The 15,635-nt window shown below is 69.7% G+C and carries 14 protein-coding genes and 1 riboswitch; of the genes, 9 read left to right on the forward strand and 5 right to left on the reverse strand.

Annotated features, from left to right (window positions below; translation table 11 throughout):
* Positions 1–10: 10 nt before the first annotated feature.
* On the forward strand, positions 11–1,168 hold the full coding sequence (locus Y710_RS07640) for an alpha/beta hydrolase family protein (protein ID WP_062367012.1): 1,158 nt from the start codon (positions 11–13) through the stop codon (positions 1,166–1,168).
* 1 nt (position 1,169) lies between these two features.
* Here the strand turns inward: Y710_RS07640 and Y710_RS07645 are convergent, their stop codons facing one another.
* Together Y710_RS07645 and Y710_RS07650 are read right to left on the reverse strand one after the other, a co-directional pair.
* Positions 1,170–2,591, reverse strand: a complete 1,422-nt coding sequence (locus tag Y710_RS07645) for a sugar porter family MFS transporter (RefSeq protein WP_045540857.1) — start codon at positions 2,589–2,591, stop codon at positions 1,170–1,172.
* A complete protein-coding gene (locus Y710_RS07650) occupies positions 2,588–3,121 on the reverse strand; it encodes a hypothetical protein (protein WP_231875700.1) in 534 nt (177 codons plus the stop codon). The genes Y710_RS07645 and Y710_RS07650 overlap by 4 nt, the downstream gene beginning before the upstream one ends.
* Positions 3,122–3,245: 124 nt before the next feature.
* On the opposite strand from Y710_RS07650, the gene Y710_RS07655 reads away from it, so the two are divergent.
* Together Y710_RS07655 and Y710_RS07660 are read left to right on the forward strand one after the other, a co-directional pair.
* Complete coding sequence (locus tag Y710_RS07655; protein WP_039867210.1) at positions 3,246–3,809, forward strand: HhH-GPD-type base excision DNA repair protein; 564 nt, start codon at positions 3,246–3,248, stop codon at positions 3,807–3,809.
* 21 nt (positions 3,810–3,830) lie between these two features.
* Positions 3,831–4,757: a hypothetical protein gene (locus Y710_RS07660; RefSeq protein WP_045540711.1), complete on the forward strand. Its 927-nt coding sequence runs from the start codon at positions 3,831–3,833 to the stop codon at positions 4,755–4,757.
* 1 nt (position 4,758) lies between these two features.
* Here the strand turns inward: Y710_RS07660 and Y710_RS07665 are convergent, their stop codons facing one another.
* Both Y710_RS07665 and Y710_RS07670 read right to left on the reverse strand, forming a co-directional pair.
* Positions 4,759–6,132, reverse strand: a complete 1,374-nt coding sequence (locus Y710_RS07665) for an NAD-dependent succinate-semialdehyde dehydrogenase (protein ID WP_039867151.1) — start codon at positions 6,130–6,132, stop codon at positions 4,759–4,761.
* A 9-nt stretch (positions 6,133–6,141) separates the two neighbouring features.
* Positions 6,142–7,479, reverse strand: coding sequence for a hypothetical protein (locus Y710_RS07670; RefSeq protein WP_062367014.1), 1,338 nt, complete (start codon positions 7,477–7,479; stop codon positions 6,142–6,144).
* 90 nt (positions 7,480–7,569) lie between these two features.
* On the opposite strand from Y710_RS07670, the gene Y710_RS07675 reads away from it, so the two are divergent.
* The 6 genes from Y710_RS07675 to Y710_RS07700 all read left to right on the forward strand — a co-directional run bounded on the left by Y710_RS07675 (position 7,570) and on the right by Y710_RS07700 (position 14,757).
* The gene (locus Y710_RS07675) at positions 7,570–9,993 is read left to right on the forward strand and encodes an acetyl-CoA acetyltransferase (RefSeq protein WP_231875701.1); all 2,424 of its coding nucleotides are present in this window, start codon (positions 7,570–7,572) and stop codon (positions 9,991–9,993) included.
* 114 nt (positions 9,994–10,107) lie between these two features.
* Positions 10,108–11,631, forward strand: a complete 1,524-nt coding sequence (locus Y710_RS07680; protein WP_006895817.1) for a CoA-acylating methylmalonate-semialdehyde dehydrogenase — start codon at positions 10,108–10,110, stop codon at positions 11,629–11,631.
* Between the two features lie 42 nt (positions 11,632–11,673).
* Complete coding sequence (locus tag Y710_RS07685) at positions 11,674–12,849, forward strand: acyl-CoA dehydrogenase family protein (protein WP_062367018.1); 1,176 nt, start codon at positions 11,674–11,676, stop codon at positions 12,847–12,849.
* Complete coding sequence (mmsB, locus tag Y710_RS07690; RefSeq protein ID WP_062367020.1) at positions 12,846–13,715, forward strand: 3-hydroxyisobutyrate dehydrogenase; 870 nt, start codon at positions 12,846–12,848, stop codon at positions 13,713–13,715. Before Y710_RS07685 ends, mmsB begins: the two co-directional genes overlap by 4 nt.
* Before the next feature lie 46 nt (positions 13,716–13,761).
* On the forward strand, positions 13,762–14,268 hold the full coding sequence (locus Y710_RS07695; protein WP_169317711.1) for a MarR family winged helix-turn-helix transcriptional regulator: 507 nt from the start codon (positions 13,762–13,764) through the stop codon (positions 14,266–14,268).
* 99 nt (positions 14,269–14,367) lie between these two features.
* A riboswitch (guanidine-III (ykkC-III) riboswitch) is annotated at positions 14,368–14,432 on the forward strand.
* Between the two features lie 10 nt (positions 14,433–14,442).
* Positions 14,443–14,757 (forward strand): DMT family transporter, encoded by a 315-nt coding sequence (locus tag Y710_RS07700; protein WP_045538303.1) that lies wholly within the window; start codon positions 14,443–14,445, stop codon positions 14,755–14,757.
* Positions 14,758–14,796: 39 nt separating this feature from the next.
* On the opposite strand, the gene Y710_RS07705 is transcribed toward Y710_RS07700, so the two are convergent.
* The coding region (locus Y710_RS07705) for an HNH endonuclease signature motif containing protein (protein ID WP_156479423.1) at positions 14,797–15,635 on the reverse strand (839 nt) is incomplete at its 5' end.

A 15,635-nucleotide genomic window follows, 5' to 3' on the forward strand; every position in this document is an offset into this window, starting at 1 on the left:
GGACCGAATAATGATCACCGCCCGGAAGCGGCTCGCCCGCACCCTCGTCGTGACCGCCGCGGCAGCCGCGCTGACGGTCGGCGGCGTCACCGGCGCACTCGCCGTCGCCGATCCGGAGGACGCCCCGGCCCCCACCGGCGGCCAGACCGCGGGATCGGTGTTCGCCAACCGGACCATCGACGGCCGGGCGCTGGTGCCGGGTGCCGCCGCCGGCCAGCAGTACAGCTACTGGTCCATCGGCGCCGACGAGCGTCTGCATCTGTCCACGGCTGTGCTGCTCGAGCCCCGGGGCAAGGCGCCGGCGGCCGGCTGGCCGGTCGTCGTCTGGGCCCACGGCTCCGACGGCTGGAACGATTCATGTGCCCCGTCGGCCAAGCGCGATGCCGACGACCGCTCGACGCTCAGCCATCTGCTCGGTCGCGGCTACGCCGTCATCGCCCCCGACTACGCGGCCGTCGGCGCGCCGGGTTCACCGCAGTACTCCGACGTCGACGCGACCGCGCACAACATCGTCGACGCGGTCCGTGCCGGAGCCGACGTGGGCTCGTCCTCGCTGTCGCCGAAGTGGGCGGTGGTCGGCTCCACGCAGGGCGCCGCAGCCGCCACGTCGCTGGCCCGCAACGCGACCGCGTGGCAGACCGGTGAGCTCGACTTCCGCGGCGCCGCCGCGACCAGCATTCCGGCCGGCTACGACGACGTGGTCGCCGGCCTGAGTCCGTCGTCCTCGGCGGTACCGACGGCCGTGGTGGCCGACGTCCTCTACACCCTGGCTTCTCAGAGCACCGAGGACCTGGGCACGATCCTCACCCCGCGCGGCGAAGCCCTGGTCCAGAAGGCTCAGAAGCTGTGCACTTCGGCGCTGATCAAAGAGATCGGCGGCACGCAGCTGGCCGACCTGGTCTCGAAGCCGCTCGCGTCGAACGCCGCACTCGCATCATCGCTGCGCAAGTCGCTCGCGATCCCGGCGCGCGGCTTCAACCGCCCGATCCTCATGAGCCAGCGCCTGGTGGACGAGAGCGTCGTGGTGCCCGCATCGCTGCGGTACGTCACCCAGGCGCAGCTCTCGAGCAACAAGGTCAAGATGAGCACGTATCTCACCGGCGACGAGTCGGCGGGCAAGCGTCAGGAGCAGGCCGCCGTCGACAATTTCCTCGGCGGACTGTTCTGAGTCAGCCCATCTCCTCCAATTCCATGCCCTTCGTCTCCGGCACCTTCGCGCGCACGTAGAAGAACGAGATCCCGGCGCACAGCGCGAAGAAGCCGTAGACGAAGGCCGGGCCCACCCAGCCCATCGCGGCCGGGAACAGCAGCGAGATGGTGAAGTTGGAAAGCCAGTTCACCGCGGTGCACAGACCGAGAGCCACCGCTCGGTAGCGGTTGGGGAACATCTCACCGAGCATCACCCACATCACCGGTCCCCAGCTGGCGGCGAAAGCGATGACGAACAGATTCGCGCCGATCAGTGCCAGCACGCCCCAACTCGTCGGGAGCCGCGAGACCGTATCGCCCGAATCGTCGACGGCGTCGTAGACCTGCGTGAAGGCCACCGATGCCAGCACCAGCCCCACGAACATGCCCACGGAGCCGAAGAGCAGCAGCAGTCGGCGTCCCACCCGGTCCACGAAGCCGATCGCCACAAAGGTCATCACCACGTTGATGACCGCCGTGATCACCGAGGTGACGAACGACGCCGACTCGGAGAAGCCGACCGACTGCCACAGGGTGGTCGAGTAGTAGAAGATGGCGTTGATGCCCACGAACTGCTGGAACACGGCGAGCCAGATACCGACCCACACCAGCGGGTGGAGACCGAACGCCGGCCCGGCGAGGTCGCGCATCGACGCCGCGGACTCGAGCTTCACAGTGCGGTGGATCTCCGCGACCCGGCCGTCCGGATCGGGTTCCCCGGTCACGTGAGCGAGAATCCGCGAGGCCTCGCCGTCACGTCCGCGGACCACCAGATAGCGCGGCGACTCCGGGATCGTCAGCGACAGCACGCCGTAGACGACGGCCGGCACCACACCGACCAGGAACATCCACCGCCACGCCTCGATGTCCAGCCAGAGGGTGTTGGCGGCGGCGCCGGCACTGTCGGCGAGCACCGCGTCCGACAGCAGCGCCGCGAAGATGCCCAGCGTGATCGCGAGCTGCTGCATCGAACCGAGCGCGCCGCGGAACCGGGCGGGCGCGATCTCGGCGATGTACGCGGGAGCGATCACCGACGCGATGCCGATGCCCAGACCCCCGATGAGCCGCCAGAGCATCAGATCCCACACCGTCTGAGTGAGACCGGCGCCGATCGACGAGGCGATGAACAAGGCCGAACCGAGCAGCATCACCTTCTTGCGGCCCCACCGGTCGGCGAGTCCGCCCGCGAACCACGCCCCGAGCGCGCAACCGACCAGGGCGATGGCGACCGCGACGCCGGTGACCAGGTCCGACAGCCCGAACTCGCCCTGGATCGCGTCCACCGCACCGTTGATGACCGAGCTGTCGAAACCGAACAGGAAGCCGCCGACCGCTGCGGCGGTCGAGACTCCGAGGACTCGCATCAGCGGGACGTCTGTGCGCCCGGTCTCCGACGCGGTCATGCGACTGCCGTTCCGGTGCACGACGAGTACTGCGGATTCACCATCGGGTTGAAGGCCATCGCCCCGATCTTCTGATGCACGGTGAACCGCACGGCGCCGCGACCCGGGTGGAGCACGACGTCCCAGTCGGCGGTGTGCGCGCGGGTGGGCACCCGCACGGTGCCGGTCCGTCCGGTCGACAGGTTGCGCCAGGTCACAGTCGTGAGCATCGTCAGCTCGAGCACCGGACCCACCCCGCCCGGATTGTTCGACGAGAGCGTGATGGCCGGCCCCGGCAGTCCGTCCGTCGGGAACGGGCCGCCCGTGTACACATCGACCACGATCCGCAGCCGCGCACCGGGCCACGGATTGGCGCTGTCGCACCGGATGGACCGCACGTACTCGGCGCCGTAGGGCGACGCGTGCGCCTGCGGGACGGCGACGCACCCGGCGGCCAGCACCGCCGCGCTCGCGCCCGCCGCCGCGACCGCCCTCCCCCGGCGCCGTACTCCCCGAACCGATCTCCTGGCTGAGCAGTCTGCAGTACGCATGCTTGGGAGTGTGCCAGCCGGGAGCCGCGAGCGCCGGGACTTCGACCGGGGCGCCGCCGGAGAGGGTCTCGGAGTTCGCCGACGACCGGCGTGCCGATGACCGCGGGCGACTAGCATGAGCGGCATGGCTGACCTCCAGATCGCCCAGGACCCGGTCGCGGACGCACTGCTATCCACGGACGCCTTCGCACTCGTGACGGGCATGCTGCTCGACCAGCAGTTTCCGATGGAGCGGGCGTTCGCCGGACCGGCGAAGATCCTGGAGCGGTTCGGCACCCTCGATCCGGTGGCGATCGCCCACGCCGACCCGGAGGCCTTCGCCGAGTTGTGCGCCACTCCGCCCGCGATACACCGCTACGGGCGGTCGATGGCCGGCCGGATCCAGGAGCTCGCCCGAACGGTGGTGGACGAGTACGACGGCGACACCGCCGCCCTCTGGACCACTGCCCGTACCGGCGAAGAACTGTTCGGGCGTGTCCGCGCGCTGCCCGGTTTCGGCGAGCAGAAGGCCAAGATCTTCGTGGCCCTGCTCGCCAAGCAACTGGACGTGAAACCGCGCGGGTGGACCAAGGTGACCGGTGATTACGGCCGCAAGGGATACCGTTCCGTGGCCGATGTCACCGATCCGGAGTCGCTCCAGCGGGTTCGGGACTTCAAGAAGGCCGCGAAGGCGGCTGCCAGGAAATGACGAGCGCTACAATCGTCGACCATGAATAGCAGCGCGAACGAAGTCCGGATGGCCGTCAAGCTGCCACTGCGTCTCGGCTTCGCCACGGCCGGTATCGCACTCTCCACGGTCGAGTCGGTCGTCAACGTCGCGCGGCTCACCGCCGAGAGCATCGAGTCCGAGGTGAACTCGATGCTCGGAATCGACGAGAACAGCGAGATCGCCACTGTCCGGGCTCCGCTCGCGATCCTCAGCCAGGTGGCCGATCTGCTGAGCCCCGACCGCCCCTTCGGCCGGATTCTGGCCAACGGCGGCCCCCTCGACCGCTTGATCCAGCCGGGCGGCGTGATCGACCGTCTCACCGCTCCGGACGGTCTGCTCGAGAAGCTGACCGAGCGCGGTGGCCTGCTCGACCAGATGACGGACGAGAAGGGGATCCTGATGCGGCTGGCCGCGAAGGACGGACCGCTCGACCGGCTCACCCGGGAAGGCGGCGTGGTCGACCAGTTCACCGAGAACGAGGGCATCCTCGAGCGGCTGACATCCGAGGGCGGCATCGTCGACAAGCTGACCGCTCCGGACGGTGTGCTGGAGAAGCTGTCCCAGCCCGGCGGCGTGCTCGACCGCGCCGCTGGCGACGAGGGCCTGCTCGATCAACTGCTCGGCGCCGACGGTGCCCTCGAGAAGCTGATCGCTCCGGGCGGACCGCTCGACAAGTTCACCGAGCTGTCCGAGACGCTCGCCTCGCTGCCGCCGAATCTCGCTGCGATGCAGGAGACCGTCGACCACCTCAACGAGGTCGTGGAACTGCTCAATGCGTCCGTGGCACCGATCGGCGGGCTGGCCGACCGGCTCCCCAAGCGCCTCACCCGCGCCGGAACCGCGGCGACCCCGCAGACACCGACGCGGCCGCAGCTTCCCGGGGACCCGACCGACGACGCCGTCAGCCGGTACCCCGGTCGCTCCTGAGCTACTTCGCGGTCCGGCGCAACCGCACGTTGGCGAACTCGCCGAGACCCCACTGTCCGAGTTCACGGCCGTACCCCGACTGCTTGACGCCGCCGAAGGGCAGGCCGGGCAGCGAGGTCCCGTGCTCGTTCACCATCGCCATGCCGACATCGAGCCGGTCGGCCACGGCCTGCGCGGCCTCGACGTCCGAGCTCCACACCGAACCGGAGAGTCCGTACTCGACGTCGTTGGCCAGATCGACGGCCTCGTCGACCGACGAGAACTTGTAGACCACCGCCACCGGGCCGAAGATCTCCTCGCGGTACGCATCCATCTCCGGCGTCACATCGGTGAGGACCGCGGGAGCCATGAACGCGCCCGGCCCGTCGAGGGCCTCTCCGCCGGTGTGCAGCGTCGCGCCCTGCTCCACCGCCTGCGAGACCTGCTTGACCACGTTGTCACGCGCGGTGACCGACGACAGCGGCCCCACCTTGGTCCCGTCCTCGGCCGGATCGCCCACCGCAAGCCCGGAGATCGCCGCCGTCAGGTTCGTGACGAAGTCGTCGTAGATCGACTCATCGACGATGAACCGCTTGGGCGAATTGCACGCCTGGCCCGCGTTCATCGTCCGCATGGCTGCGGCGCCGGCGGCCAGCGCCGCGACATCCGGGGTGTCGAGCACGATGAACGGGTCCGATCCGCCGAGTTCGAGCACCGACTTCTTGAGGTTGCGCGCCGCGACTTCCGCGACCGCCGCCCCGGCGCGGCTCGATCCGGTGAGTGAGACGCCCTGCAACCGGCGATCGGCGATCATCGTCGCGATCTGCTCGTTGGTCGCGAAGACGTTGATGTAGGCGTCGGCGGGAACCCCGGCGGCGTGCGCGATCTGTTCCATCAGCTCCGACGACGCAGCGCAGATCGGGGCGTGCTTGAGGATGATCGTGTTGCCCAGCAACAGATTCGGAGCCACGAACCGGGCCACCTGGTAGTAGGGGAAGTTCCACGGCATGATGCCGAGGATCGGGCCGATCGGCGTGCGGGTGACGATCGACTCCGCGGCTCCCTGCGGATCGAGTTGCTCGGTCTCCAGCAGAGCCGGGCCGTTGTCCGCGTACCAGTCGTAGATCATCGCCGTCAGTGCGAGCTCACCCAGACCCTGCTTGGTCGGCTTCCCCATCTCCTTCGTGATGACCGCGGCCAGTTCGGACGCCCGGTCGCGGTACGCCGCGGCGGTGTCGCGAAGCATCTGTACGCGCTGCTCGATCGGAGTCTGCCGCCACTGGCGATATGCCTTCTCGGCGCGTTCCAGGATCGGATCGATCTGGTCGTCGGTGATCGTCGGAAACTCGCGCTCCACGACGCCGGTGGCGGGGTTCTGGGTCACATAAGCAGTCATATGCGAATGCTACGCGTGCGAAGGTGGCGTCGCCGGGCTTCCTCCGAAGGCCGCGCGCACGGCTGCGGCGTACTCGTCGACGGTCCGCGCGGCGGTTCCGCGAGCGGCGATCGACACGGTCACCGTCGCACCGATTCCGTGCACGCCGTGGGTGAGTCCGTGGACCGCGGACAAGGCCGGGAACCCCGCGGTGAACAGCACTCGACCGCCCGCCAGCCGGAGGTCGCCGTCGCCGCGGTTCACCGACGAGACCACGGTCGCACCCGCCACCCGCTCCGGGACCGGCGCCGCGGACGAGAGCCGGACGGCCAGCGATCCCAGTACCGACGGAGCGCGGTCTGCCGCCCAGCGGTCGACGCGGGCGGCCGCAGAACGGTCTCGCCGCCGCGCCGCGTCGAGCTGGCTCGCGATCGCCTCGGATCGAGCACGCCGATCGAGGTCGGGGCGCAGATCGACGCCGACGGAGAAGAAGTCGTTCCGGCGCCGAGCCACCGGTTCTCGGGTCGCCGGTTCACGGGAGACGGCGACCTCTGCGACCACCCGGCCGTCAGGACTCGTCCCGCCGAAGCGCCCGAGCACCTCGGCCAGCCCCACCAGTGCCCCGACGGTGACCGAGGATCCCAGCCGCCGGACCGACGATCGCGGCAGCGTCACCGTCCGCAGCTCCACCGCGCCGGGATCCGGACGATTGAGCACGGTCGGCTCGATCACGTCGGCGCCCGGTGTTTCCGCTGTGCCGCAACGGGATCGGAGCATCCACGCGGCCGCACCGGCGACGGTTCCGGTCGCCAGTCGCGGCGCAATGGCCGCGGCGCCCGCGGCGGCGGCCACGGCCGAGGCCACGGCGGACGGAAGCCGCGCACCGCTGCGCACCCGGTCGGGCCGACCCTGCGTCAGCAACCGTCGTGCGATCGCCGAGACCCGCCGCCCGCCACCGAGCGCATGCGAGATCTGGAGCACCACGATGTTGGCCGGGCCGTCGGCGTCGGGCACATCCGTGAGCGATTCGAACAGATGCAACCGCCACAGCGGCCCGGCGGTGCGGTCGCCGCTCGCCATGAGGTGCCCCAGGGCGGCCAGGCATTCGGTCCACGTGGTGGCCGGGTGTCGGCAGAACTGCTCGGGACGGGGACGCGACGCGCGCCAGCGCGGATACCCGAGATCCCACGGCACGCGGGCGACGCCGAGACGCAGGTCTGCGATCTCGGACGCGCGGGGCGCGAGTTCGGCGAACGGATCGGCCGACGGGTCGTCCGGCGCGTCGAACGCATACAACAGGAACTGATCGTTCGCCGTGGTCAACGATCGCCAGTACATCGCCGCGTCGGGCGGCGTCAACGCGCTCACGAGACCTCCTCGCCATCGCTCGATGGCAACGTGGGCATAATGCGGTGCAGTGTCAGGCGTCGCGGCCGCGGCGCCGGAAAGGCTCCACCCGTGTCCAGTGCCCCCACACCCGCACAGCCCACTCCCGGCGCATCCGCGTCCCGGCCGGAGTGCGTGTACCGCCTCGATGACATTCCACCCACCACACCGGTCATCGTAGGGGTCGGCCAGGCAGCCGAACGCATCGACGACGCCGACTACGCGGGCCTCTCCGAGGCCGACCTCGCGGCCCGCGCGGTGAGCGCGGCGCTCGCCGACACCGGGGCCGACGACGTGGCACGCCTCGTCGACACCGTGGTGGCGGTCCGATCGTTCGAGCGGTCGAGCCCGGCGTCGTCGTCGCCCTTCGGCCGGCCGGACAACATGCCGCGCGCGGTGGCACGCCGCACCGGCATGGATCCGCGCAGGGCCGTCGAAGAGGTGACCGGCGGGCAGAGCCCGCAGCATCTGGTGAACGAGTTCGGCGCCGAGATCGCCGCCGGGCGTGCCGACGCGGTGGTGTTGTTCGGGGCCGAGGTGATGTCGACGGTCCGCCACGCCCAGCGCTCGGGCACCGCACCGGACTTCAGCGAGACCGTCGGCGGGCAACTGGAGGACCGTGGCTACTCGATCGGCGGCCTCACCTCGATCGACGAGGTGAAGCACGGGGTCGTCATCCCCATCTCCCAGTACTCGATCGTCGAGAACGCGCGGCGCCACCGTCTCGTACTCGGCGCCGCCGAGTACGCGCGGTCGATGGGCGAGCTGTTCGCACCGATGACGCGTGTGGCGGCGCGGAACCCCTTCGCCGCCGCCCGAGAGGAGTTCACCGCCGAGGAGTTGGCGACCGTCACCGACCGCAACCGCCGCGTCTCGGTCCCCTACCCGCGCCGAATGGTGGCTCGCGACCACGTCAACCAGGCCGCATCCGCGGTACTGATGTCCGTCGCGGCCGCCCGGTCGGCGGGGATCCCCGCCGACCGCTGGGTCTTCGTCCACGGCCACGCCGACCTGCGGGAGAAGCCGCTCCTGACCCGGCCGGACCTCTCCCGCGGACCCGCGTCGGTCGCCGCTGTCCGGGAGGCACTGCGCCTGGCGGGCACCGATGTCGACGACGTCGCGCACTTCGATCTGTACAGCTGCTTCCCGGTCGCGGTCTCGCACGTCATCGACGAGCTCGGACTCTCGCCCGACGACCCCCGTGGACTGACCGTCACCGGCGGGCTCCCCTACTTCGGCGGGCCCGGCAACAACTATTCGATGCACGGCATCGCGGAGATCGTGTCGCGGGCGCGGCGCGAGCCCGGCTCGTTCGGCCTGGTCGCAGCCAACGGCGGCGTCTTGAGCAAGTACTCGGTGGGCGTGTACTCGTCCGTCCCCGCTCCCTGGCGTCCGAGCACCTCCGCCGACCTGCAACGCGAATTGGACGCCGCACCGTCGGTGCGGGTGGCGCACTATCCGAACGGCCCGGCGACGATCGAGTCGTTCGCCGTCATCGATCCCGACGGCGAGGCCCCCGGAGCCACCGTGGTCGGCCGGCTCGGCGACGGCGCCCGGTTCGTCGCGGCCGTGGACGACCCCGGCCTGCTCGATCTGCTGCGCGCCGACGACGACCCCATCGGAACGCCGATCTTCGTCCGCGCGTCGACGAACCAGAACCACGCGGCACGCACACGCGACGTCCTCGATGCGCGCCATCCGCGCGCGGCGGTCGGATTCGCCGAGCGGTACGAGCATCTGCTCGTCCGGCGCGAGGGACGGGTGCTCGAGGTGACGATCAACCGGCCCGAGGTCCGCAACGCGCTGAATCCGGCGGCGAACGCGGAACTGGACTCCGTCTTCGACGCGTACTTCGCCGATCCCGATCTGTGGGTTGCGATCCTGACCGGCGCCGGCTCGGCCGCGTTCTCGGCGGGCAACGATCTGAGCGCCGGCGCCCAAGGAGGCCTCGCGATGCCCGCCAACGGCTTCGCCGGGCTCACCGCGCGGCGCGACCGGATCAAGCCGGTGATCGCCGCGGTGAACGGTTTCGCCCTCGGCGGCGGGCTCGAGATCGCCCTGGCCTGCCATGTGATCGTCGCGGACGAGGAGGCCTCCTTCGGTCTGCCCGAAGTGAAGGTCGGTCTGGTCGCCGCGGCCGGCGGGCTGGTCCGCCTCCCCCGCGTCGTCCCGCCCGCCCTCGCCCGCGACATGATCCTCACCGGACGCCGCATCGACGCCGCGGAGGCGCTGGCGTACGGCCTGGTGTCGAGGGTGGCACCGCACGGTGAAGTGATGTCCGCCGCCCGCGCCGTGGCCGAGGAGATCCTGGCCGCGTCACCGGTCGCCGTTCGCGCCTCACTGGCGGCGATGGCCGGATCCGAATCGCAGCCGGACACGGTCCGGGCCGTGGACGAGAGCCTCGCGGTCCTCGACACCGTCCTCGTCTCGGAGGATCTCCGCGAGGGTGTCACGGCCTTCGCGCAGAAGCGCGAACCGCAGTGGAGAGGATGCTGACTCCCCACTGAAACCGTCGCCGACCTGCAGATGTCCGGCTCCCTCTTGAATTACTTGGATGTCCAAGTATATCGTGGTTCACGTCACGAACGGATGCCTCTGGAAGGACGGCGCATGACTGCACTGCGGACCATCGATCACTACCTGAACGGCGCACACGTCGCCGCGACTGGCGCGACCGCCGACGTCTACGACCCCAGCACGGGTCAGGTTCAGGCCACGGTGCCGCTGGCCACCGCCGCCGAAGTCGACGCCGCCGTCGCCACCGCCAAAGAGGCCCAGAAGACGTGGGCCGCCATGAACCCGCAGCGCCGCGCCCGCGTGATGATGAAGTTCATCGAGCTGGTGAACCAGAACATGGACGAGCTCGCCGAGCTGCTCTCGAGCGAGCACGGCAAGACCGTCGCCGACGCCCGCGGCGACGTGCAGCGCGGACTCGAGGTGATCGAGTTCTCGGTCGGCATCCCCCACCTCCTCAAGGGCGAGTACACCGAGGGCGCGGGCACCGGCATCGACGTCTACTCGATGCGGCAGCCGCTCGGCGTGGTCGCCGGCATCACCCCGTTCAACTTCCCCGCCATGATCCCGCTCTGGAAGGCCGGCCCCGCCCTGGCCTGCGGCAACGCCTTCATCCTGAAGCCCTCGGAGCGCGACCCGTCCGTTCCGGTCCGCCTCGCCGAGCTGTTCACCGAAGCCGGCCTGCCCGACGGTGTGTTCCAGGTGGTGCACGGCGACAAGACCGCCGTGGACGCACTGCTCGTGAACCCCGACGTCAAGGCCGTCGGCTTCGTCGGGTCGTCGGACATCGCGCAGTACATCTACGAGACGGCCGCCGCCAACGGCAAGCGCAGCCAGTGCTTCGGCGGCGCCAAGAACCACATGATCATCGCCCCGGACGCCGACCTCGACCAGGTCGTCGACGCCCTCATCGGCGCCGGCTACGGCTCGGCCGGCGAGCGCTGCATGGCGATCTCGGTGGCCGTCCCGATCGGAGACGCGACCGCGGACGCTCTGCGCGCCAAGCTCGTCGAGCGGGTCGAAGCGCTGCGCGTCGGTCACAGCCACGACCCCAAGGCCGATTACGGTCCGCTGATCACCGCCGCCGCACGTGATCGCGTGGTGGACTACATCGAGCAGGGCGTCGCCGCGGGTGCCGAACTCGTCGTCGACGGTCGCGGCAAGGGCGCCACCGAGGCCTCGTTCAACGGCACCGATCTCGGAGGCGGTTACTACCTCGGCCCCACCCTCTTCGACCACGTCACCAAGGACATGTCGATCTACACCGACGAGATCTTCGGCCCGGTGCTCACCATCGTCCGCGCGCACGATTACGAGGAGGCGCTGGCGCTGCCCACCGAGCACGAGTACGGCAACGGCGTGGCCATCTTCACCCGCGACGGCGACACCGCGCGCGACTTCACCTCGCGCGTCGAGGTCGGCATGGTCGGCATCAATGTGCCGATCCCGGTGCCGGTCGCGTACCACACCTTCGGCGGCTGGAAGCGCTCCGGCTTCGGCGATCTCAACCAGCACGGCCCCGCGTCGATCATGTTCTACACCAAGACCAAGACGGTCACCTCACGTTGGCCGTCGGGCATCAAGGAGGGCGCCGAGTTCTCCATCCCGACCATGCACTGAGGCCCGTCGCGGAACGAGAGAACAGGCGTATCAGGTAACGACATGCCCTATCCGAAATTGCCCGACGACGATCGGATCGTCGTCGAAGCGGCCCGCGACTTCGCCCGCAAGCGGCTCGCCCCGCACTCTCTCGAATGGGATGCCACCGAGCACTTCCCGATCGATGAGATGCGCGAGGCGGGTTCGCTCGGGATGGCCGCGATCTACACCAAGGAGGACGTCGGCGGCTCCGGCCTGCGGAGGATCGACGGTGTGCGGATCTTCGAGGAACTGGCGAAGGCCGATCCGGTGACCGCGGCGTTCCTGTCGATCCACAACATGTGCACGTGGATGGTCGACACCTACGGCACCACGGAGCAGCGCAAGCGCTGGGTTCCGAAGATGGCGTCGATGGAGCACATCGCGAGCTACTGCCTCACCGAGCCCGGCGCGGGGTCGGATGCCGCGGCGCTGTCGACGTCGGCCCGCCGCGAGGGCGACGAATACGTGCTTCGCGGCAGCAAGCAGTTCATCTCCGGCGGCGGTGTCTCGGACGTCTACGTGGTGATGGCGCGCACCGGTGACGCCGGCCCCCGCGGAATCTCCACGTTCGTCGTCGAGAAGGGCACGCCGGGGCTGTCCTTCGGTCCGCCTGAGGCCAAGATGGGCTGGCACAACCAGCCCACGGCCCAGGTGATCTTCGACGACGTCCGGGTCCCCGCCGATGCGATGCTCGGCGGCCCGGACGGCGAGGGCACGGGATTCTCGATCGCGATGAACGGCCTGAACGGCGGGCGGCTGAACATCGCCGCGTGCTCGATGGGCGGTGCGCAAGCCGCGTACGACAAGGCGCTCGTCTACGCCACCGAGCGTGAGGCCTTCGGCAAGCCGCTGATCGCCGAACCCACCATATCGGCGACGCTCGCCGAGATGGCGACCTCTCTGGAGGCCTCCCGACTGCTCCTGTGGCGGGCGGCCGAGGCACTCGACGCCGACGATCCCGACAAGGTCGAGTTGTGCGCGATGGCGAAACGATTCGTCACCGAGAGCTGCTTCACCGTCGCCGATCAGGCGCTGCAGTTGCACGGCGGCTACGGATACCTGCACGAGACGGGTATCGAGAAGATCGTCCGCGACCTGCGGGTGAATCGCATTCTTGAAGGAACCAACGAAATCATGCGGATGGTGATCGGTCGCGCCGAGGCGCAGCGGGTCACCGCCGGAAAGGGCAACCGATGAGCACGATCGCTTTCCTCGGACTCGGTCACATGGGCGGACCGATGGCCGCCAACCTGGTCAAGGGCGGACACGAGGTGGTCGGCTTCGACCTCGTCCCCGAACTGCTGGAAGCGGCCGTCGCCGACGGTGTCCGCGCAGCGAAGTCGGCGGAGGAGGCCGTCGCCGGAACCGACGTCGTCATCACCATGCTTCCCAGCGGCGCAGCAGTGCGGGCGGTGTATGACACCGTGCTGCCGCACGCGACGCCGGGTCAGCTGTTCATCGACAGTTCCACCATCTCGGTCGAGGACGCGCGTGCCGTACACGATCTCGCTGTCGCCGCGGGCATGATGCAGCTCGATGCCCCCGTCTCCGGCGGGGTCAAGGGAGCGGCGGCCGGAACCCTGGCCTTCATGGTCGGTGGCGACGACGCGGCACTGGCCGCGGCGCAGCCGATCCTGACGCCGATGGCGGGCAAGGTGGTGCCGTGCGGCGGACCGGGCAACGGCCAGGCCGCCAAGCTGTGCAACAACATGATCCTGGCCGTGCAGCAGATCGTGGTCGGTGAGGCGTTCACTCTGGCGGAGAAGCTCGGGCTCTCGGATCAGGCGCTCTACGACGTGGTGACCGGTGCCACCGGCAACTGCTGGGCACTCTCGGCCAACTGCCCGGTGCCCGGGCCGGTCGAGACGGCACCGTCAGCCAACGACTTCCGGCCGGGGTTCGCCACCGCGCTGATGAACAAGGATCTGCACCTGGCGATGGACGCCGTGTCGACCACCGGCGCCACCGCACCGCTCGGCTCACACGCGGCCGAACTGTACGACGCCTTCGCCGCCGAGCACAGCGATCTCGACTTCAGTGCGATAATCGAAACCCTGCGCTGATCTCGAGCTCGGCGCAGCCGTAGACGATGGGAGTGGTGTGGCCGGGGTGGATCATGAGTCGAACGAGCGCGACCCGATCGCCCTGGCCCGCCGCAACTGGGAAGACGCAGGCTGGGGCGGCGACATCGCCGACGGCATGGAGGCCGTCACGTCGGTGATGCGCGCGCACCAGATCATGCTCGCGCGCGTCGAGCAGGAGCTCAAACCGTTCGGCCTCACCTTCTCCCGTTTCGAGCTGTTGCGGCTGCTGGCCTTCACCCGGCACGGCGAACTGCCGATCTCCAAGGCGAGCGACCGGCTTCAGGTGCACGTCTCCTCGGCCACCCACGCGATCGCACGCCTCGCCGACGCCGGGCTGGTGAAGCGGATACCGCACCCGAGCGACGGCCGCACCACACTCGTGTCGATCACCGATGACGGCCGGGAGTTGGTCGAAAAGGCGACGGCAGTGCTGAACAACGGCGTCTTCTCCCATGTCGGAATGACCAGCGCCCAGGCGCGTCAGTTGGTGGAGTCGATCCGGTCGCTTCGGCGTGACAACGGAGATTTCTAGACACTCGCGTTTTGGGACGGGACACCGTTCGGTGTGGTCGTGGTCTCCATCCGTCATCGGCGTCTGGCCGTCGTGCGACCGGGTGGGTAGCCTTCGTGGCGACACCCCGTGGCGGGGCGCCCGGACGAGCCCGCCGTACCCGGTCTGCGACAAGACGGTGGACGAGGAGCACTCATGCACTGGCTCGTTCTGATCCTCTCCGGCGTCTTCGAAGCGGTGTGGGCCACCGCCCTGGGACGGTCGGAAGGTCTTCACCGCCTCATCCCCACCATCGTCTTCTTCGTCGCGCTCGTCATCAGCATGGGCGGCCTCGCCTACGCGATGCGCGAACTGCCGACCGGAACGTCGTATGCGATATGGGTCGGGATCGGCGCCACCGGAGCCGTCGTCTTCGGCATGATCACCGGCACCGAAACCGCGAGCATCGCGAAGATCGTGTGCATCATCGCCATCGTCGGAGGCGTCATAGGGCTGAAGCTCGTCAGCTGACGGCCACCGCACTTCCGTGCTCCGGGCCGGTGTGTCCGGTCAGGCGGCCAGGAGTGTGTCGAGGTAGTTCTCGATGCGAGATTCGCTGGGTTCGGGCGGCGGCTGGGGTCGGTGGTCCGGGAGGAGTTCGGCGTGGTGGATTTGGTTGATCCGCCACCCGGGCCGCGTTCTCCCGCCGCTGGGTCGCCAGGCGACGCGGCCGGCATGGGGACCGTCGATCAGGATCATCGTCTGCCATTGCCCGCGGCGGGGTCCGACGGAGCGATTGTGACGCCCGCACGCCGCCCCGAGGTGGTCGATGTCGGTGGGGCCGCCGTCGGCCCAGTCCGGGAAATGATGGGCCTGCGTCCGGGAGAACGGGGCGTCGCAGCCGGGGGCGGTGCAGCCGCGGTCGCGGGCGAAGAGCATCAACCGCTGCGCCCGCGACGCCAGCCGCCGTCCCCGACCGAGGTAGAGGGCTTGTCCGGTATGACCGGAGAAGACGGCCAGATGCGGAGTCGCGGCGGCGGCGACCTCGATCAACTCCGCCACCGGCACCCGGGTCCCGGTCGCGGTCAACGCCACCCCCGCCCGCTCGGCCAACTCCCGGTCGGTGACGGTGACGACCAGATCACCCGACCGCCGACCACCCCCAACACCAGTGCGGGAGGCGCGCAGCAGCGCCTGCAGACCATCATGGGTGCGCTGCCCCGGCGTGCGAGTATCACGCTCCACCGCGGCCGCCAGAGCGGCCGGGTCCGCCGACTCCACCGTCCCCGACGGGGAATCCGGGTCGTCGGGATTGTTCATCCCCGGCGCCGCCCACGACGGCAGTGCCGCCTCCATTTCCGCCCGCAACGCCGGGGTCAAATACCCGCGGACTTTGCTCATCAGCCGCA

The sequence above is a fragment of the Gordonia sp. QH-12 genome, assembly GCF_001578675.1.
Taxonomy (GTDB): domain Bacteria; phylum Actinomycetota; class Actinomycetes; order Mycobacteriales; family Mycobacteriaceae; genus Gordonia; species Gordonia sihwensis.